This window comes from Snodgrassella sp. (genome assembly GCF_024103505.1).
Classification (GTDB): domain Bacteria; phylum Pseudomonadota; class Gammaproteobacteria; order Burkholderiales; family Neisseriaceae; genus Snodgrassella; species Snodgrassella communis.
In genome coordinates this window covers 1-23,419 of sequence record NZ_JAGGIJ010000007.1, presented here as the reverse complement: position 1 = coordinate 23,419, position 23,419 = coordinate 1, and the positions used below count along the sequence as shown (strand labels likewise).

Here is a 23,419-nt window from a genome sequence, read left to right as displayed (position 1 = left end):
GCGCAACCTTGCCAAGGTTGAGGTCGCGAGTTCGAGACTCGTTTCCCGCTCCAGAAACATGCTCACATGTATAAAGTGAATTTGCGGGAATAGCTCAGTTGGTAGAGCGCAACCTTGCCAAGGTTGAGGTCGCGAGTTCGAGACTCGTTTCCCGCTCCAGATTACGATTTAGTAGTTACTCTACCCGATTGAGTAAATATTAAAGGCGGGATGGCAGAGTGGTCATGCAGCGGACTGCAAATCCGTGTACGCCGGTTCGATTCCGACTCCCGCCTCCAGATAATATGCAACAATCTTTATGGCGGGGTGGCAGAGTGACTATGCCACAGTGTGCAAAGCTGTGTAGGCCGGTTTAAATCCGCGCCCCCGCCTCCAACATTATGTTAATGCACGATGTGTATTAAGATTTAGTACTGCCCTGCCCGGGTGGTGAAATTGGTAGACACAACGGACTTAAAATCCGTCGGCTCTTAAAACGGCCGTGCCGGTTCGATTCCGGCTCCGGGCACCATCTCCTGCTTCTGGATGTACTCATTTGCATCAGACTGATCTAAATTTGTATATATTTCAATACTTAATTTTTTCAATTTAGTATACTCAAGTTCTTTTCCAAGCATACAAAAACTCAAACTAGTACCTAAAGTTTTACCTAAATTTTTTGTATCAATTTTATGTATCTGCCTCCCTTATACCTGTTTTCCTACGTCATACTCAGTTTGTTTTTAAGGATACTATGGCAGTACAATCCGGGAAAACGATTAACAGACAGTAAACTACGCAACATCGCACCAAATAGTAACCAACTAACCAGCTCATCCGTGGCTGGTCTTATTTTTAAACCTAGCTCATGCACTAAAGGAACTGGTGCGTGGATTCTACGTTATTACGATAAAGTTTCTAAAAAACGCACCAAACTAACACTAGGACACTACCCTAAAATGGGTATCGCCTCTGCCGAAAAAGAAGCCAAATTCTGACGGGCAGCATTAAAACAAGGATTGAACCCCAAAGTTGAAAAACAAAAAGCACAAGATAGAGAACGACAAAAACAACTTAATACGTTTAAGAGCATTTCAGAAGAATTCTTTAATAAAAAAAGTATGAAACGCTGGAAAAATCAGAAAAGTATTGATAACTGGTCTGACCGCATGAAGAAATATATTTATCCGGCTTTGGCTGATAAACCAATCATAGAAATCAATGCTAGAGACCTAACAGCTATTTTAATAGCTATCTGGAATACTAAAACTGAAACAGCTAGCAGCGTACTGTATCAGATTAAGCAAGTGTTTAACTGGGTCAACCTTATGGGGTATTGCAACCACAACCCTTATGAGGCTACCAAAACTGCATTAGGTAAGCAAAAAGTTCTGCCAGTGGATAAACCGCCTACGCTTGCATCAGTCAAACTATATAGTCTTAATATACTATAGATTAATTCCGCCGATATCATACCTGAAAACGAAAACATGAGTACCCTCGTAGCCTGCACACAAAGCAGAATAGTGGTTATCAGCATGATGAAATCAAGACCAGATTTAACCACAGTTGGATATAAGCCATTGAAGACTTGAACAAAGACAGTTTACGGAGTTATTGTCATTCTTCAATTATTTAATAAAACTTGAAGACGTGGGAATTGCTGATAACATGTTTAAGATGAGCTGGTTTTTATAACAATCTAATTATATTGTATACAGAGTATGCCGCTTACAGATTGACGATCATTTTAACCTAAATAATTTAATTTTATTAATTAGTTATTTTGATTATCAATTTTTCTATAAAATATACAAAAAACAAATATATACTATTATTTATTATATTAATTACTTGGCAAAGCTGTTTAATTCTGTTGCTTATGATTATCTTGTATACTTGAACAATTTTAATTTATAGTTAATATCAGCAGATTTAATTAGTATCTTAAACAGTATTATTGATAATAATAGTTTATAATATTTATGTTCAGCGTAAACTGAAATTAAATTTTCACATTAAAACAGCACCATCATAATACCGAATATTTAACTATTAAAAACAAATGGTTATAATTTATTTCCCATATAATTAAAGGTATTAGACAACCAAAAAATCATTTAGAATAACTGGTATTAAATTAGGATTAATGTCAAAATAACATTTATTTGTATAATTTAAGTGTAATTTTGCAATGCATATAAACCTTTACTTTAATTTATTTATCTTCGCTTGCACCATTACTGCGGCAGTCAGTTTCAGGATTCTTGCATTATGACAATAAGTTTTTTAGATAAAACCGACCTTAAAATTCTGCAAGTTTTACAAGACAATGGTCGTCTTACTAATGTTGAACTTGCTGAACGAGTAGCTTTATCACCTTCACCATGCTTGCGCCGATTAAAGCAGCTGGAAGAGTCTGGTATTATCCGCTGTTATGCAGCTCTGTTAAACCCATGCCAAATTGCACTTGGTTTACAGGCATTTATTCGCGTAAGAGTGAATAAAAACAAAAAATCCCGGGATGAATTTAATCGGGCGGTGCAGTGCTGGCCGCAAGTACTTAATTGTTTTGCGCTTACCGGCGAATCTGATTACATTCTTCAGGCATTTTTCTCTGATATGAATGCTTTTTCCCATTTTGTACTGGAAACACTGCTGGCCACGCCGGGTGTGGAGGATGCCAAATCAAGTTTTGTCTTAAAAGAAATCAAATCTTCTACAATTTTGCCACTTGAACATTTGAACATCGACTAGTAAAAACAGCAGCAAGAAAAACTGAATCATACAATCGATGGTGCTGTTATCTATTTAATGATTCATTCCATGCTGCGAAATCTACAATCTCAGGTAAAAAATTTATGACTCAACTTTCTGCTGCGGATGAAAATATTATTGCAATCTGCCGTCACTGGCTGGAGCAGGCCGTTATCGGCCTGAATCTTTGCCCTTTTGCCCGCAAGCCATACAATCTGAACAGGCTTCGCTTTACGCTTAGCCATGCCAGACATTTAGATGCATTTCTCGAATTACTCGAACAGGAAATTCTGCTTTTGCTGCAAACCCCAGCAACTGATATAGAAACTACTTTAGTAATTGAGCCACAATTATTTGCTGATTTTGATGTGTTTCTGGATGTGGTGACATTAGCTGAACAGGTGCTACAGGACGTTCATGCAAACGGCACGATACAGATAGCTCCCTTTCACCCGCAATTTCAGTTTGCCGATGAGGCGCAGAATGATATCACTAATTATACCAATCGCAGCCCCTATCCTATTTTGCATCTGATTCGTGAAAGTAGTATTGATCAGGCTGTTGCTGCCTTTCCTGACGCAGCAAGCATTTATGAACGCAATAAAGCACTATTGCGCCAGATGGGTACTGAAGGCTGGGCAAAATTGGGCATCGAATATCCGCTGCGAAAACAAAAATAAGATTAAACATCAGAATACATGCAGCCTTGGGCAAGCATTCACTTATCAGAAAAATAGAGCAATTTATATTTTATGCTGAATCTTGTCGCAATATTATCAGTTGATGAATATGTCTCAATGGCTGCTATTCAAACCTTTCTTTAACACGGTATGGTTTATTGTTAAAATTACAACCGAATTCAATAATTAAGCATACTGAATGTCGCCAGTTAAATCTCATTATCTGCAACCCGCCATTTCATTGTTACGCCGCAATAGCCAAATATTACGGCTGCTAACCGCGGTTATCTGTATCTCTTGTCCCTTGCCTGCGCTGGCTGCCAGTCTGCCTGCTAATGAACTGAGTCTGTGGTGGTGTCTTCCTTTTGCCGGCACGCTGCTATCCATTGCTGTGTGTCCCCTGCTGCTGCCAAATCTATGGCATTTACACAGCGGTAAAATGATTGGGCTTTGGTGTGGTTTATTTTTACTGCCTCTGAGCTGGCACTATGGTATATCAACTGGTTTTACGCTCACTGCACACGCGTTATTAGAAGAATATATTCCTTTCATGCTTTTATTGCTGGCGTTATATACTTTATCTGGTGGCATTGTGATTCAATATAATAGCGTTGGCAGCATCAGATTAAATGTTTCACTTCTGGCCACCGGTACGCTTCTGGCCGGCCTGATGGGCACTACCGGCGCAGCCATGCTGCTTATCCGTCCATTATTGCGAGCCAATGCACAACGGCGTCATCGTACTCATGTTGTTGTGTTTTTTATTTTTCTGGTGGCCAATATTGGTGGCGGTTTAACCCCGCTTGGCGATCCCCCGCTGTTTCTGGGTTTTCTGAAAGGCGTTGGTTTTCAATGGACACTAAGTCATATGTTATTACCAGTACTGGTTAATACGTTGGTTTTATTACTGATATTCATTTGTATTGATTATTGTTTATGGCAACATGAACCGAAAGCTAAGGCGGTAAGGCAATTGGACAGCCCCATGCTGACTATTCAGGGCAAGATTAATCTGCTGCTATTGTTTGCTGTAACGGCTGTGATTCTGTTATCAGGCATATGTAAGAATACGCCAGTATGGCATATTTACGGGCTTGAGATTAGTTTGAGCGCATGGTTACGCAATGGTTTATTGGTGATAATTACTTTATGCGGGCTTAAATTAACCTCACCAAAGTTGCGTCAGCAAAATGACTTCAACTGGGCACCAATGCAGGAAGTAGGTAAGCTGTTTATCGGGATTTTCATTACTATTGCACCCGTGATGGCACTCCTGCAACTGGGCACTGCTGGCGATTTTGGCGTACTGCTACAACTGATTCAGCACAACGGCGAGCCGGTAAATGCCATTTATTTCTGGATGAGCGGGCTATTATCAGGCTTTCTGGACAATGCGCCGACGTATCTGGTGTTCTTTAATCTTGCCGGTGGTGAAGCTCAGCTACTGATGCGCTACTTTTCTGATACATTACTGGCTATTTCTATGGGATCGGTATTTATGGGCGCGCTCAGTTATATCGGTAATGCGCCTAATCTGATGATAAAAGCCATTGCTGAGCAACAGGGTATTCCCATGCCCAGCTTTTTCGGCTATATGGCTTGGTCTGTCACTTTGCTTATCCCGCTGTTTGTGCTGGATACATTACTGTTTTTTTAATCTATCTGGAAAAGGTAACCAGCCTGTAAGGGCTAATTAGTTATGCAATTATTAAAATACCTGCAAGCACAGGGTCTGGGCAGTCGCAAGCAATGTCTGGCATTAATTGCCGACGAAGCTGTACAAATTAATGATAGGGTTTGTAATGATGCACGTATGGACATTGATCCACTGAATGTCCGCAGTCTGCAAGTTGATAAGGTGAATCTGATACCAGTACCACTTCCCTATTTCTATATTCTGTTACACAAGCCGGCCGATTATGAAACTTCACATAAGCCGCAGTTTTATCCAAGCGTTTTCAATCTATTGCCAGAACCTTTGCGTCATCTGGATATGCAGGCGGTTGGACGGCTCGATGCAGACACAACCGGCGTGCTGATTCTGACTAATGATGGTCAATTTAACCATCGCTGTACTTCACCCAAGCATAAGCTGCCAAAAATTTATCGGGTTAGTCTCAAGCATGAGACTGACGACAAACTGTGTACTGTTTTAAAAAACGGGGTGCTGTTACATGATGATAATGAAACAGTACAAGCTGAAGCTGCCGAATTAATTGATGCCCATACTCTGCTGCTAACCATCACATCCGGCAAATACCATCAGGTTAAACGCATGGTTGCCGCTGCTGGTAACCGTGTGACTGCTCTACATCGCAGTGCTTTTGGTTCATGGCAAGCTGATGATTTACCCGTCGGCGGCTGGCGTTTTTTTCAACCTGAATCTGACTAAATGTAACATGCTCAATACTGATCTTATTTTCCAACTGATTAATATCATAGGAACAGTAGCATTTGCTGTGTCTGGTTATCTGGTTGGTTTTCGCAAAAGGCTGGATATTCTTGGTGTGGTGATTGTGGCTTTGCTTACTGCGGTAGGTGGCGGGATGATGCGCGACGCTCTGATAGGCCATATTCCCATGATTTTCAAGAGTAATACAGCATTATGGACGATTTTTATTACACTTCTGTTATCGTGGGCTTTTCATTTACAGTACCAGCGCCATCGGGTACTGGCTATATGGTTTGTGGTAGCAGATGCGCTGGGGCTGGCAGCATTTAGCCTTACTGGTGCTCAAGTTGGACTGGCACTGGAATTAAACTGGTTTGGTGTGGTTACGCTGGCATTTGTAACTGCGGTTGGTGGCGGTATTCTGCGTGATATTCTAGTCAATGAAGTTCCTATTATTCTGCGTAGTGATATTTACGGCACTATTGCTATTTTACTCGGCTTGCTGTTATGTCTGCTGGATCACTGGAAAATGGTTACGCCATTGAGTATTAATCTGCTATTTATCAGCGGCGTAATAAGCCGTTTACTTGCTTATCATTACCACGTTACTTTGCCGGGATTTCAAAAGAAAAAAAATTACAAAATATAACAAAAATAAAAGAACTTTCGCTGCAAAAAACAGTCTAAGTCATTAAGATTATGTTCATACGCAGCAACAAGTGTATAACATTTGGATTTTAATTGATTTTTCAGTATTCTCTTGTCGAAACATTATTTTGGCCCTCTGCTGCTTCTCCCCTTGGCACAGAGGGTTCTTTTTATCCAGAATTTATAGCAGTCATTATTGAGTACTGAAAGAAATTTTATTTGTGCATGACTGATAAACAAACAATAATCCATATTCCTTCATGTTTTTTACTCAAGCGATTTACCGCATTTCTGCTAAAATTCAACAATAATCACTTTTACAGTGCTTTCTGAATAATAAGGTTGTTATCAGGGCAATATTTATTTTTAATCACAAAAGCTACCATTAAACCGTAAAATAGTTTAATAATCGGTATTTTTTTGCTTGAAATCTTATTTTTTAGCGCTATGTACAGTAAAGTAAGTTTTAATACAGTAGATATGGAAATATCCAAATGATGGTCAATCGAAAATTACGTTATATTGCTTCTGTGGTTATTCTCAGCCTAACTCTGAGCCCGCTAGCAGAGGCCAAACGAATCGGTGGTGGTGGTAGTCGCGGCATGTCGCGTTCTAACTATTCCAGCTCATACAGCAATCCGTCTTATCAATCCGGCCGCAGCAGCTATTCCAATTCAGGACGCAGCGACTATCGCAACAGCAATCAGAACAATTATTCTAACCAAACCCAGCCACGTGGAAACGGTGCCGGCAGAGTAATCGGGGCGGGCGTAGCCGGTGCAGCTATTGGTGCACTGGCTGGTCATGCCATGGCTAACCATAACCAGCAGCAAACTGGTACGCCGGCAGCAAATGATAATGCCAATAATGCTAATAATGTTGATACTGATAATGCTGATGCAGCAGTCAATCCTTCTGCTAATGCCGATTTGCAACAGGCACAGCCACAGCATAAAAGCGGTTTTAGCTGGATTTGGTTACTTATTATCGCATTAGGTGGTTTTTATTTATTTCGTCGTTTTGCTGGCAAAAAAAATAATCAGGCAAATATGCCTTACAGCAATTATCAGAATTCCAATAATCATACTCCGCTCACTAATAGCAAGAGTGCGCGTACCAATATTTTCGGGCAGACTCTTGCTCCTAGTGGCAATACGATGCAATCCAGCACCTCAGGTATGGCAGACGGAAGTAATCCGGAAGCATTCCTGCGCTTTGCCCGCCAGCGCTTTAATCATGTGCAATCAATGAACAATGCTTCCAATCTGGAAGAAATCCGCCGTTATTTCACACCAGATATGTTTGCTGATATCCGTAATGATATTATCAACAATCAGGATACTGCCGAATTTAGTGATCTGAATGCCGATCTGGCAGATAGTACTCAGGAAAACGGCCAGTACATTGCCAGTGTACGTTTTAGTGGTTTGGTGAGTGAAGAGCTTGGCAGTGCACAACAACCTTTCAGCGAGGTATGGCATTTTGTCAAACCGGTAGGCAGCCAGCAGGATTGGTTAATTGCCGGTATACAGCAGGATTAATTATTACTGCTATAAAAAAGCACTGATTGAATCAGTGCTTTTTTTATTTGCATCAAAAGTTTTGCCATGATGAATTTGGTACAGACTCTACGTTTAGGCAAGATTGAAATTCAGCCTTACAGTAATGGTCCTACCAGACGTACTGTATTTTCCACCAGTCCCCACCATTTTGAACGCGCCTGCCATGCCTTCAGTTCAATAAATTCACAGTCATTCAGATAGCTGTTCTGCAATGCTACTACTGACTCAGTCATACCCTCATCATAAATTGCCAGACTAATTTCCATATTCAAATAAAAGCTACGCATATCCATGTTTACTGTGCCAAACAGGGTGTAATCGCTATCAACTGTTAAGGTTTTGGCATGTAACAGCCCGCCCTTAAACAAGGCAATTTTAACTCCGGCCTGTAGCAGCATCGGGTAATACGCACGTGAGGCATATTTAACCAGTTTGGAATCAACTGCTTCCGGTACAATCAGTGTAACATCCACACCACGTATAGCTGCGGTAGTAAGCGCCAGCAGTAAAGCTTCATCTGGAACAAAATAAGGAGTAGTAATAATAATTCGGCGTGTGGCCGCATGAATGGCATTGACAATTGTGTCATAAATAACCGGACTGCCCTGCTCTGGCGCAGATGGGATGACTTGCACCACAATCCCATTCTGTTCCTGCTGGGCAACTTGTAAATTATGCATTAGCGCCTGCTTACCATAGCTGTCCACCCATTGCTGCACCTGCATCAGATTGGATTCAGTCTCTACGGCCATATCACCGGCAAACACTGCTGCCAGTGGCTGCACCAGACTGCCCTCACAACGCATCATCACATCTACCCATTGCCCGACACCAGCATTTTTCTTAAAAAAGCGTGGATCCACCAGATTAAAACTGCCAGTATAGCCAATTTTCTGATCTATTACGGCAATTTTGCGATGATTGCGCAAATCTGCCCGTACAATAAAAGTACGCCAAAGCTCAATAGGTAAGGCTTCAGTCAGGGTAATACCGGCAGTGCGCAAACGCTGTGGCCAGTCACTGCGCCAGAATCTGGCACTGCCAATACTGTCAACCAGCATACTGGTTACCACACCACGCTTTGCTGCTGCCATAGCATCGTTGAGTAATGCAACAATTTCACCCTGAGGATCAACAATATAAAATGCCAGCAAACAACTGGTTTTAGCCTGCTGAATATCATGGCGGATAGCAGCAATAATTTCTTCATCATTCGTGAGCAGGGTCAGATGATTGTATTCGGTAGCATTAAAGCCGGTTTTATCTGCTGCGATCAGGCTGATACCATGATAGCGTTCATTCAAGCCACTACAAGCATGCTGATTAAAATCATGCAGATACGTTGCACTAAACCGCTGATAGAATTTTACTAACTCATGCTGCCGGCGTAAACGACGCGAACCTAGCCTTGGCTCCCCAATCAATAAATAGCCTACGGCTCCAACTAAAGGGAAAGCCACTAACATCAAAATCCATGCAACAGATACTCCTGTATTACGCTGATGATATAACACCCGTACCACCAGTACGGTTACTACCACCACGTGTAACACAACAATAATTTCTGCCCACGGTATATTATGTAACATATAAGCCAACCTATTGTTTCTGAAACTTTCAGATACGTAAATTATAAAGAGATAAGCAGATAATCTGAAAAAACAATTGCCATACCCGCCAGACAAAAAATTCTGGCAGGTACAGAAAACATATCCTGTGCCTGCCGTAATAATAGGCTGTGATAACCTCAATAATCTGTTTTAGCTGGCCATTGTTTTATCAGTGCAACAATTAATTTTGATGGTATCCGACTGACAAGCGGTGTACTGCCTCTACAGCAAACTTCACCATTTCCGCATCAGTAAACTGATTAATACCATGTCCCAGATTAAATACATGCCCGCTGCCTGACCCATAATCAGCCAGCAAACGCTTAATTTCGCACTCAATACTTTCAGGCTGCCCAAATAATGCCAGCGGATCCAGATTACCCTGCAAGGCAACCCGCTGCCCTACCTGATGACGAGCCTGATGCAAATTAACTGTCCAGTCCACACCCAAGGCATCAACATCCAATGCTGCCAGTTGCTCCAGCCATTGTCCACCACCTTTAGTAAAGACAATCACAGGCACTCGCCGCCCATCAGCTTCACGTTGTAAACCAGATACTACCTGCTGTATATAAAGTAAATCAAATTCCTGAAAGGCCGCATCGCTGAGAATACCACCCCAGGTATCAAAAATCTGTACAGCCTGAGCACCGGAGGCAATCTGTTCGTTCAGATAGGCAGTAACTGTCTGGGCATTAATATCCAATATGCGATGCAATAATTGCGGACGCTGATATAACATGGTTTTCAATAAACGAAAATCCCGGCTACCGCTACCTTCAACCATATAACAGGCTAAAGTAAACGGGCTACCAGAAAAACCAATCAGCGGTACACGCCCCTGCAACGCTTGCCGTATACTGCTTACTGCATCAAATACGTAGCGCAAACGGCTCATATCAGGCACTTCTAAACGTGCCACATCCTGCTCATGTTGTAGCGGATGAGTAAATTTTGGCCCCTCACCTTCGACAAAATGCAAACCCAGCCCCATAGCATCAGGTACAGTGAGGATATCGGAAAATAAAATGGCTGCATCTAATGCAAAGCGCTCCAGAGGCTGCAAGGTAACTTCTGTGGCCAGTTCCGGATTCTGGCACAGCGCCAGAAAGCTGCCGGCCTTAGCCCGTGTGGCTCGATACTCAGGTAAATAACGCCCTGCCTGCCGCATCAGCCATACTGGCGTATACTCCACCGGCTGTTTCAGTAAAGCACGTAAAAAGATATCGTTGTGTAAAACTGCCATAATCAACCTCAGGCAGTTAGCGCACTACGCACTAACTGCCTGTTAAATAAAACAAACAAAGATTACAACTCATCATCATTACTGATGGTTGCCAATATCTGGCTGCGCTGCTGCTCAGCAGCCTCGCTCTGCCCAGACTGCTCCAGCACCTTGGCCAGCAGCAATCTGGTGGCATTATTATTGCCGGATTGTAAACTGGCTTCCAGATAGCTTCTGGCCTTACCCCATAGCTGCTGCTGGTAGCTCAATTCACCCATCAATAACAGCAGATCCGGGTCTTGCGGCCGCTGCTGCAACCACTTATCCGCAGTAACCATATTCTTCTGCTGCTCTTTAGCGCTTAAATATTGGTTGGCCTGATTAAAAGCGGGTAACAGCGCCGCATCATGAGTGCGCGGGTAATATTTTTTTATCCACTTCAATGCCTGAGTGTACATGCCCAGCTGTAGATATTTTTCCACAATATCCACACTGAGTGCGCTTTCCCGCTCATCTACCGGAATAGCACTGAGACTATTTTTCAGTTCATCCGGATCTTTGGCTTCAGCCAGTAATTGTCGATATGCCCAGTAACAGTATTGTTGATATTCACTGTCACTTAACGCACCTGCACGGACTAATTTATCAACTTGCTGCAATACGCCTTGTGCATTATGTTGCTCCCTGTCATAACGTAATTGCAGCTTAACCAGCCGGGTTAGATTCGGGCTGATTTTGGCAGCGGCGTCCAGAGCATTTTTTGCCTGTTGGCTATTGTGTTGTGCCAGCGCAGATTGAGCCAGCAGCAGATAGCGGGATAGCTGCTGTTTTTCCGGCAGTTTGGCAATATCATTCAAATAACGGTCACGGGTTGTGATGTCATCCATCTGATCTGCACTGTGCGCTGCCAGTAATAATGCCAAAGCACGGCTGTGCTGTCCCTGCTTGTTACGTAATACCCGTTCTGCCTCGCGTGCAGCAAACTGAAATCGCCCTTCAAAATAAGCCAGACCAGCATGATTCAATGCTGTTTCAACCTGATGACGCTGATGATTAACACGCCAGTGCTGCCAGTGTCCGGGTAGGTGCACAAATCCCATGACAATACGTAACAGAATATTCAGCAATACCACAGCTAACAGAATAATACCAATAAAAAATTGCAGATTGATGCGTACAAGAGTTTGCTCAACAACAATATATACATCACCGCTGTAATATTTCGCACCCAGTACCACAGCAACCGCAACCACGAATAAACCAATCAACCATAACAGAGATCTCATAATGTATGTTCTCCCTGCTCGGAAGAGGCGGCAGACACATTATGACTGTTTTCCAGACTGGCCGCCGGCCTTTCAGGATGTGAAGCTGCTACTGGAGCAGAAGCACTGCTGGCCGCAGAACCACCCAAATCTGGCAACGCTGTAGACATATCCATGCCAGACTGATTCTGATATTCACGTACAGCAGCCAGACTGGCAGATAAATTACTGTCCTGAATGGTTTGCACATTAAGCATCTTCAGTTGCATCAACTCTTTCAGCCATGATTGTGTCGCAACGGAACTGGCATCAAAATACTGTTTAACTGTTGCTTCCGCACCATTCAGATCAGCAGCATATACCTCACCACGACGCTGAATCAGCGCGATACGAGCATCCAGTAAACGCAAGCGCAGATTTTCACGCACAAAATACATCTGTTCTGGTGACATGAGCATCGAATCATTATGATTAATATGACGTACTTCTACCATGCCTCGCAGAGAGTGCATAGTAGCCTGCCAAGTGCGTTGCCACCATGAAGCATTCGGGTTAATTGCTGCGACAGCTGGTGCTGCACCAGACTGTAACTGGCTATCAATCACCAAAGGCAAACCGGCAACGGCCGATTCAAGCCGGTTCAGGCGTAAAGAAGCACTGGCGGTATCCAGATACGGGCGGCTTTTCAGATTTTCCAAGTCACTGCTGATAGCTTTTTTAATTGGCAATAATTGTGGCTGATCAAAACGTGATAAACGGTTATCCAGATTTTCGAGCACATTGACTGCTACCGGCACATTGCCAGAAATCAATAACTGCTGCGATGCCAGATTAAGTGTGGCTTCAATCTCATCCACTAGCCAATCTGTCCGGTTTTTCACCAGCTCCTGATAGGCACGGGTAAGACGGTCAACATTTTCACGCTGAGATTTCTGTTGCGATTGTAGCTCCTGCAACTGCTGGCTTAATCCATCGATACGCGCCAAGCCAGTTTCTACAGTAGCCGCAGTTTTACTGGCATCAATACCAGCATTATCAATTTTATGATCAAATTGCAGTTGCTGGGTTTTAAGCTGGTTCTGTCCTTCAACAAATAAAAAACCACTTGCTCCTAATGCCAGTAAAGATAATACCAGTGCTCCCAGCGCAATTCCTTTACCTGAACCGGAATGTTGCTGTTTCACAGAAGTTGACTGGCTGGGTACATTGGGTGCAGACATGCCTGATCCTGTGTTGTTTTGATGAAAATCCGCAGCTTGGTGTGCGGTAGCTTTATCTTTACCTGTACCTTCAGCAGACGCAGAAGTAGCCGATTCTGGAGGTGCACTAACCTCACCTTGTTTATTCACCAGTAATGGCTGCTTCCCCTGCTCAGGAGGCTGGCTAGACTGTGCATCTTGTTGTTCACTCATTCGGTATACTCCCTACATAATAATTGGGATAAACAGCACTCCAGTGCCACTATCAAAATGTACTGTGTGAATCCAAAAGTTCCAATCCACGGCATAAATCCGATACCTGTACTGCCAAAACACCATACTCTGTTAACGCAGTTGCTATGCGCGGATGGTGAACTAAGTATAACAAGCTTTTGCTAACTGCGTACAAATCTGGCGGCAACTGCGTAAACCATGCCTGCACAGCAGCAGTCGTCGTCATGTAAACGGCTTTCAAACTTCCCTCGTTTGCCTTTTGTGTCAATACAGACCAGTTAACAGGCTGTGGCTGACGTTGATACACCTCGGCTATCTCAATCTGCCAGCCCTGCTGATGCAACTGATTAATGATCAAGTCTCTTCCACCAACACCACGAATCAACAACAACCTACCTTTCAGCTGCTGCCATAAAGGTAAGCGTAAAACCGCTTCACTGTCATGTCCGTCAACAGGATATAAAATTCGCTTAAATCCATAAGAAGCCAATGTACTGGCTGTGGATGCGCCTACCGCAACATGCAATAAACTCTCTGACAGAGAAACATATTTAGCCGCAATATGCACAGCACTCGGACTAACCCAGAGAACCACATTCTGAACCAGACTTTTCAAAACTAACTGTTGTAAAACTGCTGGTTGTGGTTTCAGCTGCTGATATTCAAGCACTAACGGTACCCAGCCTGCGCGAACACAACAGTCTATATCAGCAGCGGCAGCCAACCGCGGTCGCATTAGTGCCAGACAGGGGCGAGCATTCATCGTTCTGATAACACAGCAGCAATCAATTGTTGTGCACCCTGATGAGTTAACTGCTGGGCAACACTTAAACCAAGCTGTTCTGCCTCTTCCAGACAAGCTTGTGCACTGGCACGCAGCACAGTTGTACCATCAGCAGAAGCAACTAGGCCACGCAATTCGAGCATACCAGATTTTTCAACACAATATGCGGCCAGAGGAACTTGACAGCTACCACCTAAAACTTTTGCCATAGAACGTTCAGCAGTGACACAAGCGGCTGTAACAGGATGATGAAGTGGTTGTAACAACTTCAATAAATCCTGACGATGAGCCGCAACCTCAATTGCCAGTGCGCCCTGCCCGACAGCTGGTAACAACACCTCGGCTGGTAATATTTTTCGAATACGCCCATCCAATCCCAACCGCTCCAATCCGGCCGCAGCCAGAATAATCGCCGCATATTCCTGCCTATCCAGCTTATCCAGACGCGTTTGCACATTTCCGCGCAAAGGCTTAACCTGCAAATGAGGATAGTGCAACCGGATCTGCGCTTCGCGGCGCAGGCTGGAAGTACCCACTATCGCTGCCGGTGGCAAATCAGCCAGATCGGCATATTGATGAGAAACAAAAGCATCCAGCGGATTAGCACGCTTTGTTATGGCTGCCAGTACAAAGCCTTCTGGCAGCTGCATAGGTACATCTTTAAGAGAGTGAACTGCAATATCAGCAACTTCCTGCTGTAAAGCCAATTCAAGCTCCTTGATAAACAGCCCCTTACCGCCTATTTTGGATAAAGACTGATGCAATATTTGATCGCCTCGCGTCGTCATCCCCCGAATATCAACAGATAAATCAGGGTATACCATTTGAAGGCATTGCTGCACATAACGTGCCTGCCACATAGCCAGAGCACTCTCACGACTGGCAATGACTAATTTTTTCTTTGTCATACTGATATGCAAGAATCAAGAAAATCAAGGGAGATATTTTAACACTAACTAAAGAAAGAACAGATTTTAATCAACCCTATCCTGACAGGAAAAAGATAGTGCTTCAGAGCGCTGTAATAATTCACTAACCAGACTACTTACACCAGCCTGAGCTGATGCCCGAATAAACTGTACATTTTGCAAACCTTCATACGGCTGCGGATCAACCAGAAAAACTTCTGCATCTGGTGGAATATACTGCACCAAACCTGCTGCTGGATAAACCTGTAAAGAAGTACCGATGATTATCACTATATCAGCAGTTCGCATCAATTGTATTGCCGCTTCAATCATAGGAACTGCCTCACCAAACCAGACGATATGCGGCCGCATTGGGAACCCTCTGGCATCAACATCCGCCATCGTCTGATCAGAAAAACAATCTACAATATAATTTTCATCGACACTGCTTCTAGCTTTTAATAGCTCACCATGTAAATGCAATACATGGCTGCTCCCAGCACGCTCATGCAAATCATCCACATTTTGAGTAATAATCTTTACCTCATAGCCACTTTCCAGATGTCTTAAAGCAAGATGGGCTGCATTTGGTTGAACATTTTGCAACTGGCGCCGTAGACGATTATAGAAATCAAGTACCCGTAAAGGATTGCGAGCAAACCCTTCAGGGGTAGCCACATCATCCACTCGCTCTCCATCCCATAAACCGCCATGATTACGAAAAGTCTTTAAACCACTTTCAGCACTTATGCCGGAACCCGTTAAAACAACTACCTGCTGGCGCTTTAATGAAATAGACATATTTAATTATGCACAAAAGCGGTAATTGCTGCTTTTAGTCGTTGTAGCCCAGCCTGTAAATCAGCATCAGTCAGTAACAAACTTGGTGCCAGACGCAACACATTTTGACCGGCAACCAAAACCAGTACACCATGCTGCAATGCTAACTGCATCAACTGTGCTGCTCGACCCTTATATTCATCAGACATCACACAGCCAAGCAATAATCCCTGCCCCCTCACCTGAGAAAACACACCCATTGCCGTACCTAACTCCTGCAATCCTGCCTGTAACTTTTCTCCTTGCAGCAGCACATTCTGCATCGTTTCCGGTGTATTGATAATATCAAAAGCAGCACAACCCACAGCACATGCAAGGGGATTACCACCAAATGTACTTCCATGACTGCCCGGCGTAAAACTACTTCCAACTTTAGCAGTAGTAAGCATAGCACCTATCGGAATACCGCAACCCAGCGCTTTAGCACTGGAAACAATGTCCGGCTGCACATCATAATATTGATGCGCAAATAACTTTCCGGTACGCCCCATACCAGTCTGAACTTCATCAAAAATCAACAACGCCCGATACCGGTCACAGGCTTTTCTGGCTGCCAGCAAAAACTCAGCATTTGCCGGCAACACACCACTTTCCCCCTGTATTGGTTCAATGACAACTGCACAGGTTTTATCATTAACCGCTGCATCAAGAGCAGCAACATCATTAAACGGAATATGCCGAATACCACCCGGTAATGGTGCAAAGTCATCACTATATTTTGATTGGCCGCCAACCGAAACAGTAAACAGCGTACGCCCATGAAAACCATTTACACAGGCTATAATCTCGTGCTTATCAGTGCCAGCGAAATGGTCACGTGCATATTTGCGCGCCAGCTTGAATGCAGCCTCATTTGCCTCCGCACCAGAATTACAAAAAAATACCTGCTCTGCAAACGTATCTTTTACCAGCCGCTGCGCCAGCTCCTGAGCTGGTTGTGTAGTATAAATATTGGAAATATGCCACAGCTTATGTGCCTGTGCAGTGAGCGCCTCAATCAATATCGGATGGCAATGTCCCAACGCATTAACTGCAATACCGCCAGCCAAATCAATATATTCCTGCCCATTTTTATCCCAGACCCGGCTGCCCTGCCCATGCTCAGGAAACATAGGTGCAAAATTGAAATTAGGGGTTAAATAATTATGCATCTTTCTCTCTATTTATTTATACAAACATTATTGGAAAAACAATATAATATTATAATAATTAACAATCATCAAAACCCTGATAACTGGCTGTATCCAAAACCTCATCAATCCAAACCAATACCATAACAGAATGGATTTCCTATACATAGCATAACATTATTAACTACTAATCTGCTCGGCAATTCAAAATTCTGCTGGCTCAACATAGCAAAACAAATACAAATACCAAAAATAAATCTGCATTTTCGCCTTACTCCTATATCCTGCCTCAAATACCGCCTTATCATTTACCAACAATAAAAAATCCGCCCATAAAAGCATATCTCAACTTACACTATGCACAACTCCATACCTGAACACCATCAAAGCATCAGCTGATCAACTCTCTAATAAAGCAAACTATAGCCACAAATCCACAGTAAAATAGTGCTTATCTTATCGAGAAAGCGTTGTTTACTCTCAGGGGTATGGCCACCACTCCAGAAATCATTGCCGATATCAAAGCCGGCAAAAAAAGATAAATACAATGAATGTAGAACGAGCTTACCGGATAAAGACCAAGATAATTTGGGCAAATTAACAAGCTTTATAAACACATTGCTTATTAAACTGCCTGAAATACCAGAATACCTAAGCATCTTAATTATGAAAAGAACCAGAAAAACCAGATAGCGATAGCCATAATAGCTACCTAAAAACAACCATCAGCAAAAAACATAAACTAGCATTAACCATTCTTCGCGACAGTAAATGCTGCTTTAAATCTCAGCAAGAAAAAACAGTTGGCAAACAATATTTGTTATACAGAACAAAATCAACTAAATCCCTATCAAGCTTGATCTATTACATCATCAGGTCTGCTCTCAAAATACCTGACAGTCAGATAGCAAGCCAACAATGTTGCCGGCAAAATTAATAAACCAACGCCCATGAGCATACTGCCGATTGTCAGGCATATTAAAGCATTAGGTAAACCACAGCAACAACCAATAACAACCAAAACTTTTAGAAAGGGATTAGAAGAAACATTAAATATCCATCCAAACATCATAATTAATAATATTATCGTTGCAATGAGAACCACTACACTCAAAGCTTTTCCATCGCCTACAATCCCAATAAAGAAACATGGCGAGCCGATAATCAAGGAACCTAGAGATATCAAAAAACGTTTTACAAATGTGGCACGGGTATATTCTTTTTCCATATTCATTCCAACCTCTATATTAGCTTAAATAGCTGTTTATCAAACATAATACACAAGCCAAACATAGTTTCAGATAACTTTTTATATAAAATGATTCCTGTTACATCTCATACTATTAAAGATTTTTAAGATATCAAAAATAATAACTTCAAATACAAGCTTTACCAGCATCAATTACAAATTTCAATTAGCTTAGCTTAATCTTCACTTTCAACGCTGGTTTAGATTCAGATTCATAGGGTTGCCAACCTTTCAAATACCAATACACTAGATAGCAGGCTAATATATCCAGAGGTAAAATTACAATTCCACTCAAATTAATAAAGCTGACCACCACATGGGGAAAAGCACAACATGTCCCTGTAACAACCATGACTTTAAAAAATAAATTTGGTTTAACGTTAAATATCCAACCAATTATCATGACAATAATAATGACCAAGGCCAAATACGCTGACCACCACCATAGTAAAGGTATATTTCTTACATTCTTATTAAGAAGATTTAAAAAAACAAAATAAATAAGAATCCAAAAAGGTGCCCCAGTTATAAATAATGCACAAATTGAAAAAGCTAAACGAGAAGCAAATATGGATGATTTAAAATAACTCATCAACCCTCCTATTACCACACTTAAAATATACGTTAATTTACACTATTAAACATATTATAATTTTAATTGTCAATAATTTCTATAACTATTGCAACAAGACTCCATCATCAAGAATGTTAGTTTTTCTACATATATAAATACAAATTCGAATTGCTATATTATATTAATTTAACTAATATATCAGATTCATAGCATAACAATAGCCTTTTATCAACAGTCATATCTGTAGCAGTATTAAACTGCCCACAATTAGCCTCACCCCCTTCAATGCAATCATTCAACCGCATATCAAATAAATATTTACCTGCATATAATATTAATTATTGTAAAGATAATAGTAGCTAAATGATGATAAAAAACCTTGTGATACTAAATACAATTTTAAAATTTTACTTTTGTCATTCCCGAATCATCAGATTTTGATTAGCTTTATCTACAAGAGGAAATAAACGCCGTATATTTGACATATTGGCATGATAAAGGAGAGATAGGTTATCCAATGGAGCCTAAACCTAATATTATCCTGAAAAAATTATTTCGTCCTCTTCCTGATAAAACCAATACATTGATAAATTATTCGTGGATAATTGCTTCTATCTTTTGAATTCAAGTGTCAGATAAAAACCAAAATCACAATTAGCCAATAACCAATATTTTAAATACACAAATATCAACTTTTTTGATAAAAGCAAGCTACAGCCACTAATCCAGAGTAAAATACTGTTTATTTTGCCAAGAGAGCGTTGTTTACTATCATGAGTATTGCCACCATTCCAGAAATCATTGCCGATATCAAAGCCGGCAAAATGGTTATCCTTACCGATGCAGAAGATCGTGAAAACGAAGGCGATTTAATTATGGCCGCACAGTTTGTCACGCCTGAGGCCATCAATTTCATGATTAAATACGCTCGCGGACTGGTTTGTCTGCCTTTAGAAGAAGAGATTGTCGACCGCCTGCATTTACCGCTGATGACCCAGAACAATGGTGCCCAGTATGGCACCAACTTCACCGTTTCTATTGAAGCAGCACATGGTATTACTACCGGCATATCAGCCGCAGACCGTGCACATACCGTACAGGCAGCAGTTTCCCCAACAGCAAAAGCAGAAGATATCGTTCAGCCCGGCCATATTTTTCCGTTACGCGCGCAAAAAGGGGGCGTTCTGGTGCGTACCGGACACACTGAAGCCAGTGTTGATTTAGCCAAACTGGCCGGTTTGATTCCGGCAGCAGTTATCTGCGAAATTATTAATGATGATGGTACCATGGCACGTATGCCGGAACTAACCATTTTTGCAGAAAAACACAATATTAAAATCGGAACTATTGCAGATTTAATTGAGTACCGCAGCCGCCATGAAAGCCTGATAGAAGAACTCGGCGTCAACAATATCCATACAACTTGGGGCGACTTCACACAGCATGTCTATGTAGATCAATTATCAGGCGAAACTCATCTGGCATTAGTAAAAGGTAATCCGGCAAACGCCGACGAAGTACTGGTACGCGTACATGAACCATTCAGCGCCATGGATTTTCTGCAACCAGACCAGCTGCATACCTGGTCACTACCTAAAGCCATGGCGCGCATACAACAATCTGATGCCGGCATCATCATCCTGATGCACCGCACCGAAACAGGAGCCACCCTGCTCGACCGCACCTTACCCAAAGGCGCACATCAGGCCAGACAATGGGACAGCAAAACCTATGGCATCGGCGCACAGATACTGGCTGGTCTGCAAGTAAAACGCATGCGGGTTATGGGTAAACCATCCGCCTTTACCGGCCTGAACGGATTCGGTCTTGAAGTAACCGGATTTGAAGAACCAGCCCAATAATATTTCTTTACTAAACAAGTATATATTTTAGTAACACAATTGAAATACAATACGCCCCCTCAGGCTGTCTGAATTATGCGATGTAACCGAACAAAAACATCACATATTTTCCGACAGCCTATTGTAATGGCTGTTTTTCAAGGATAATATTTAATGCAACTGACCCCACAAAAATGGGCTGCTTCCGGTTTAACTTTTGGCTGCATTGTCTTCGGACTCGGTAGCTTAATTGTCAAATTTGTATCCATAGGTTCCTATGCCATTGCCTTATGGCGCGTATTTATTGGTGGTATTGTTTTTCTGTTACTCAGCCGGCATTTTGGACAAAAATTACCGACAAGTAGCAGAGCAAAGCGTTTTTGTATTCTTTCTGGCGTATTTCTAGGCTTTGATCTGGCATTCTGGCACGAAAGTATTCATGCCGTTGGCCCCGGTATTTCAACCCTGCTCAATAGCATGCAGATATTCTTTCTAACCGCTATAGCGTGGTTTTTCTTTAACGAGCGCCAAAGTAAACTGCAACTGTTCAGCATGCTTCTGTCCGTCATCGGCATTATACTCATCGCCCATCCCGAGCTCAGACATAATACCCATGGCGGATACGGAATTTTTATCGGCTTAATTTCCGGTGCTGCCCTTGCTGCCTCAATGGCCTGTATCCGGCAGGCACATCTGGCAGAACCGGTTTCATTATTTCCATTAATGCTACTGGTAAGCACCGGTGCAGTTGGCGCCTTAATTGTACCAAGCATATTGATTGATTCGAGCCATTTCTGGCCTACCAATATGACAGATGCACTTCTGATTTTCACTTATGGCATAGTGATGCAATGCTTTGCATGGGGATTAATTGCTTACGCAGTGCCGTTACTGTCATTAACTTTAACCGGCCTCTTATTATTAAGTGAACCGGTGGCTGCGATACTCATTGATTATTTTTTCCTCAACAAACCGATTAATACAATACAGTGGACTGGCACAGCATTAACACTGATGGCAATATATCTAGGTTCGCTCAAGCCCAGACGCAGCCAGAAAAAAACCGCTTAAACATTCCACCCTATCACCAAATTCGGTAAAATCAGAACACTAAACATTGGCACTTGAGTACCCATCAAAAAGCATTTTTACTGGCGTACACATCCCGCCAATGGCATAACTGATGATAAAGGAAATCAAAATGAATACCATCACCCCAGAGCACAATGGTTCTGGCCTACACATAGGCATCGTACAGGCGCGTTTCACCAATCCGATTGGAACCCAACTGGTTAAGGCCTGTACCGAACGTTTGGTAAAACTGGGGGTTAAGGATAGCAATATTACACTGGCCACCGTACCCGGTGCATTAGAAGTACCGCTAGTATTGCAAAGCATGGCTCGCAGCGGCAAATTTGACGCACTAGTAGCCATCGGCGTAGTTATCCGCGGTGAAACCTATCATTTCGAACTGGTATCCAATGAAGCGGCCGCTGGCGTATCCCGCATCAGTCTTGATTACCAAATACCGATTGCCAACGCCATCCTCACCACCGAAAACGATGCTCAGGCTCTGGCACGCATGCACAATAAAGGCAGCGAAGCTGCGGTGGTAGCAGTGGAAATGGCCAATCTGCTCAAAACCCAATATTGATTATTTACTGAACAAGGACATTATATACATGTCAATGATTACCCCACGTCGCCGAGCGCGTCAGTTTGCCGTACAGGCACTGTATCAGGCACAACTGAACAAAGAAGAATCAGCAGCCATCATCGCGCAGAACATCCGCGACAATGAATATTTTGCCAAGGCAGACAGTGAACTGTTTACCCAGATATTCTTTGGTGCCTACAACAACCAGCGCGATTACATGAAACGCATTCGTCCCCTGCTCGACCGGCATGAAGATGAACTTAATCCAGTAGAAAAAGCTGTACTGTTAATGGCCTGCCATGAACTTTCAGCCATGCCGGAAACACCACATCCGGTTATTATTAACGAAGCCATTGAAATCACCAAAACCTTCGGCGGTACAGACGGTTATAAATTCATCAATGGCATTCTGGATAAACTTTCAGCAGAATTACGTGCCTCGTCTTAGTTCATAAATAGCCACTCGGTCCATTTGAAAAACAGATATCTCCAATCATGGGATATCTGTTTTACTATCCAAAATAAGATTTACCAATTAATAACACTAAAATGCAAATCAATATTTGCTTCAGCATATTAGTCATAATAAAACCATAACCAACAAATCTTACAAAATAAAGTACCCAAAACATTCTTAATCAAGGTTGAATGTAACAATTCGATAGCTTTATCGTTTATTTTTCATCTTCAAATGAAAGATCTACTTGCATCAAATAACGCTTCATAATGTTCGTCACAACCATAGCGCAACAGTTTAATCAGACTAACCTGCAATTTACCATTCTACTAAACAACTCAACACCTTAACCATACCCATAATCAATATTCATAACACCTCATATATTTTATTTATCAAAATATTAAAACCATTAAAAAATAATAATA

At 42.3% G+C, this 23,419-nt stretch carries 21 protein-coding genes, 5 tRNA genes and 1 pseudogene (1 of these 27 cut by a window edge); 17 read left to right on the top strand and 10 right to left on the bottom strand.

What is annotated here, in order from left to right; all coding sequences use genetic code 11:
• From J6578_RS08005 to J6578_RS07945, 13 genes are all read left to right on the top strand, one after another.
• A tRNA-Gly gene (locus J6578_RS08005) sits at positions 1-53 on the top strand (it extends 123 nt beyond the left edge of the window).
• A gap of 30 nt (positions 54-83) precedes the next feature.
• Positions 84-159, top strand: a tRNA-Gly gene (locus J6578_RS08000).
• A gap of 45 nt (positions 160-204) precedes the next feature.
• A tRNA-Cys gene (locus J6578_RS07995) sits at positions 205-278 on the top strand.
• A 22-nt stretch (positions 279-300) separates the two neighbouring features.
• A tRNA-Cys gene (locus J6578_RS07990) sits at positions 301-375 on the top strand.
• Between the two features lie 45 nt (positions 376-420).
• Positions 421-511: transfer RNA gene (locus J6578_RS07985), tRNA-Leu, on the top strand.
• Positions 512-671: 160 nt separating this feature from the next.
• On the top strand, positions 672-977 hold the full coding sequence (locus J6578_RS07980; RefSeq protein ID WP_287954315.1) for an Arm DNA-binding domain-containing protein: 306 nt from the start codon (positions 672-674) through the stop codon (positions 975-977).
• Between the two features lie 21 nt (positions 978-998).
• Complete coding sequence (locus J6578_RS07975) at positions 999-1,433, top strand: tyrosine-type recombinase/integrase (RefSeq protein ID WP_287954313.1); 435 nt, start codon at positions 999-1,001, stop codon at positions 1,431-1,433.
• 820 nt (positions 1,434-2,253) lie between these two features.
• Positions 2,254-2,736, top strand: coding sequence for an Lrp/AsnC family transcriptional regulator (locus J6578_RS07970; RefSeq protein WP_093091473.1), 483 nt, complete (start codon positions 2,254-2,256; stop codon positions 2,734-2,736).
• Positions 2,737-2,840: 104 nt separating this feature from the next.
• Positions 2,841-3,416, top strand: coding sequence for a DUF1415 domain-containing protein (locus tag J6578_RS07965; protein ID WP_100150624.1), 576 nt, complete (start codon positions 2,841-2,843; stop codon positions 3,414-3,416).
• Between the two features lie 199 nt (positions 3,417-3,615).
• Positions 3,616-5,073 (top strand): sodium:proton antiporter, encoded by a 1,458-nt coding sequence (locus tag J6578_RS07960; protein ID WP_287950784.1) that lies wholly within the window; start codon positions 3,616-3,618, stop codon positions 5,071-5,073.
• A 42-nt stretch (positions 5,074-5,115) separates the two neighbouring features.
• Complete coding sequence (locus J6578_RS07955; protein ID WP_287950786.1) at positions 5,116-5,808, top strand: 16S rRNA pseudouridine(516) synthase; 693 nt, start codon at positions 5,116-5,118, stop codon at positions 5,806-5,808.
• A gap of 7 nt (positions 5,809-5,815) precedes the next feature.
• Positions 5,816-6,457, top strand: coding sequence for a trimeric intracellular cation channel family protein (locus tag J6578_RS07950; protein WP_093091465.1), 642 nt, complete (start codon positions 5,816-5,818; stop codon positions 6,455-6,457).
• 493 nt (positions 6,458-6,950) lie between these two features.
• Positions 6,951-7,997, top strand: a complete 1,047-nt coding sequence (locus J6578_RS07945) for a Tim44 domain-containing protein (protein ID WP_287950788.1) — start codon at positions 6,951-6,953, stop codon at positions 7,995-7,997.
• 116 nt (positions 7,998-8,113) lie between these two features.
• On the opposite strand, the gene cls is transcribed toward J6578_RS07945, so the two are convergent.
• The 10 genes from cls to J6578_RS07895 form a co-directional block, all read right to left on the bottom strand.
• Positions 8,114-9,607, bottom strand: coding sequence for a cardiolipin synthase (gene cls, locus J6578_RS07940; protein ID WP_093091463.1), 1,494 nt, complete (start codon positions 9,605-9,607; stop codon positions 8,114-8,116).
• 202 nt (positions 9,608-9,809) lie between these two features.
• A complete protein-coding gene (hemE, locus tag J6578_RS07935; protein ID WP_287950791.1) occupies positions 9,810-10,874 on the bottom strand; it encodes a uroporphyrinogen decarboxylase in 1,065 nt (354 codons plus the stop codon).
• A 62-nt stretch (positions 10,875-10,936) separates the two neighbouring features.
• On the bottom strand, positions 10,937-12,139 hold the full coding sequence (locus tag J6578_RS07930) for a heme biosynthesis HemY N-terminal domain-containing protein (RefSeq protein WP_093091459.1): 1,203 nt from the start codon (positions 12,137-12,139) through the stop codon (positions 10,937-10,939).
• Positions 12,136-13,530 carry a uroporphyrinogen-III C-methyltransferase gene (locus J6578_RS07925; RefSeq protein ID WP_239427615.1) on the bottom strand — a complete coding sequence of 465 codons (1,395 nt, stop codon included), beginning with the start codon at positions 13,528-13,530 and terminating at the stop codon, positions 12,136-12,138. Before J6578_RS07925 ends, J6578_RS07930 begins: the two co-directional genes overlap by 4 nt.
• A gap of 52 nt (positions 13,531-13,582) precedes the next feature.
• Complete coding sequence (locus tag J6578_RS07920; protein WP_287954311.1) at positions 13,583-14,314, bottom strand: uroporphyrinogen-III synthase; 732 nt, start codon at positions 14,312-14,314, stop codon at positions 13,583-13,585.
• Positions 14,311-15,243 (bottom strand): hydroxymethylbilane synthase, encoded by a 933-nt coding sequence (gene hemC, locus J6578_RS07915; RefSeq protein ID WP_239364501.1) that lies wholly within the window; start codon positions 15,241-15,243, stop codon positions 14,311-14,313. Before hemC ends, J6578_RS07920 begins: the two co-directional genes overlap by 4 nt.
• 66 nt (positions 15,244-15,309) lie before the next feature.
• Positions 15,310-16,044 (bottom strand): SIR2 family NAD-dependent protein deacylase, encoded by a 735-nt coding sequence (locus J6578_RS07910; RefSeq protein WP_287954309.1) that lies wholly within the window; start codon positions 16,042-16,044, stop codon positions 15,310-15,312.
• A 2-nt stretch (positions 16,045-16,046) separates the two neighbouring features.
• The gene (locus J6578_RS07905) at positions 16,047-17,234 is read right to left on the bottom strand and encodes an acetylornithine/succinyldiaminopimelate transaminase (RefSeq protein ID WP_287954308.1); all 1,188 of its coding nucleotides are present in this window, start codon (positions 17,232-17,234) and stop codon (positions 16,047-16,049) included.
• Positions 17,235-18,063: 829 nt separating this feature from the next.
• Entirely contained in the window at positions 18,064-18,447 is a 384-nt protein-coding gene (locus tag J6578_RS07900; protein ID WP_287954306.1) for a hypothetical protein, read from the bottom strand.
• A 181-nt stretch (positions 18,448-18,628) separates the two neighbouring features.
• Positions 18,629-19,054 carry a hypothetical protein gene (locus J6578_RS07895; RefSeq protein WP_287950799.1) on the bottom strand — a complete coding sequence of 142 codons (426 nt, stop codon included), beginning with the start codon at positions 19,052-19,054 and terminating at the stop codon, positions 18,629-18,631.
• Between the two features lie 761 nt (positions 19,055-19,815).
• Here J6578_RS07895 and ribBA point away from each other — a divergent pair.
• From ribBA to nusB, 4 genes and pseudogenes are all read left to right on the top strand, one after another.
• A pseudogene (gene ribBA, locus J6578_RS07890) lies at positions 19,816-20,898 on the top strand (bifunctional 3,4-dihydroxy-2-butanone-4-phosphate synthase/GTP cyclohydrolase II); the annotation flags it as partial.
• Between the two features lie 153 nt (positions 20,899-21,051).
• The gene (locus J6578_RS07885; RefSeq protein WP_093091445.1) at positions 21,052-21,948 is read left to right on the top strand and encodes a DMT family transporter; all 897 of its coding nucleotides are present in this window, start codon (positions 21,052-21,054) and stop codon (positions 21,946-21,948) included.
• A gap of 130 nt (positions 21,949-22,078) precedes the next feature.
• On the top strand, positions 22,079-22,531 hold the full coding sequence (gene ribH, locus J6578_RS07880; RefSeq protein WP_287950801.1) for a 6,7-dimethyl-8-ribityllumazine synthase: 453 nt from the start codon (positions 22,079-22,081) through the stop codon (positions 22,529-22,531).
• A 34-nt stretch (positions 22,532-22,565) separates the two neighbouring features.
• Complete coding sequence (gene nusB / locus J6578_RS07875; protein WP_037405362.1) at positions 22,566-22,982, top strand: transcription antitermination factor NusB; 417 nt, start codon at positions 22,566-22,568, stop codon at positions 22,980-22,982.
• The last annotated feature ends 437 nt before the right edge of the window (positions 22,983-23,419 follow it).

Bases quoted from the DNA above. Each gene is read 5' to 3' on its own strand.
- J6578_RS07980 (WP_287954315.1), top strand. From the start codon at position 672: ATGTATCTGCCTCCCTTATACCTGTTTTCCTACGTCATACTCAGTTTG.
- J6578_RS07970 (WP_093091473.1), top strand. From the start codon at position 2,254: ATGACAATAAGTTTTTTAGATAAAACCGACCTTAAAATTCTGCAAGTT.
- J6578_RS07965 (WP_100150624.1), top strand. From the start codon at position 2,841: ATGACTCAACTTTCTGCTGCGGATGAAAATATTATTGCAATCTGCCGT.
- J6578_RS07960 (WP_287950784.1), top strand. From the start codon at position 3,616: ATGTCGCCAGTTAAATCTCATTATCTGCAACCCGCCATTTCATTGTTA.
- J6578_RS07955 (WP_287950786.1), top strand. From the start codon at position 5,116: ATGCAATTATTAAAATACCTGCAAGCACAGGGTCTGGGCAGTCGCAAG.
- J6578_RS07950 (WP_093091465.1), top strand. From the start codon at position 5,816: ATGCTCAATACTGATCTTATTTTCCAACTGATTAATATCATAGGAACA.
- J6578_RS07945 (WP_287950788.1), top strand. From the start codon at position 6,951: ATGATGGTCAATCGAAAATTACGTTATATTGCTTCTGTGGTTATTCTC.
- cls (WP_093091463.1), bottom strand. From the start codon at position 9,607: ATGTTACATAATATACCGTGGGCAGAAATTATTGTTGTGTTACACGTG.
- hemE (WP_287950791.1), bottom strand. From the start codon at position 10,874: ATGGCAGTTTTACACAACGATATCTTTTTACGTGCTTTACTGAAACAG.
- J6578_RS07930 (WP_093091459.1), bottom strand. From the start codon at position 12,139: ATGAGATCTCTGTTATGGTTGATTGGTTTATTCGTGGTTGCGGTTGCT.
- J6578_RS07925 (WP_239427615.1), bottom strand. From the start codon at position 13,530: ATGAGTGAACAACAAGATGCACAGTCTAGCCAGCCTCCTGAGCAGGGG.
- J6578_RS07920 (WP_287954311.1), bottom strand. From the start codon at position 14,314: ATGAATGCTCGCCCCTGTCTGGCACTAATGCGACCGCGGTTGGCTGCC.
- hemC (WP_239364501.1), bottom strand. From the start codon at position 15,243: ATGACAAAGAAAAAATTAGTCATTGCCAGTCGTGAGAGTGCTCTGGCT.
- J6578_RS07910 (WP_287954309.1), bottom strand. From the start codon at position 16,044: ATGTCTATTTCATTAAAGCGCCAGCAGGTAGTTGTTTTAACGGGTTCC.
- J6578_RS07905 (WP_287954308.1), bottom strand. From the start codon at position 17,234: ATGCATAATTATTTAACCCCTAATTTCAATTTTGCACCTATGTTTCCT.
- J6578_RS07900 (WP_287954306.1), bottom strand. From the start codon at position 18,447: ATGAATATGGAAAAAGAATATACCCGTGCCACATTTGTAAAACGTTTT.
- J6578_RS07895 (WP_287950799.1), bottom strand. From the start codon at position 19,054: ATGAGTTATTTTAAATCATCCATATTTGCTTCTCGTTTAGCTTTTTCA.
- J6578_RS07885 (WP_093091445.1), top strand. From the start codon at position 21,052: ATGCAACTGACCCCACAAAAATGGGCTGCTTCCGGTTTAACTTTTGGC.
- ribH (WP_287950801.1), top strand. From the start codon at position 22,079: ATGAATACCATCACCCCAGAGCACAATGGTTCTGGCCTACACATAGGC.
- nusB (WP_037405362.1), top strand. From the start codon at position 22,566: ATGATTACCCCACGTCGCCGAGCGCGTCAGTTTGCCGTACAGGCACTG.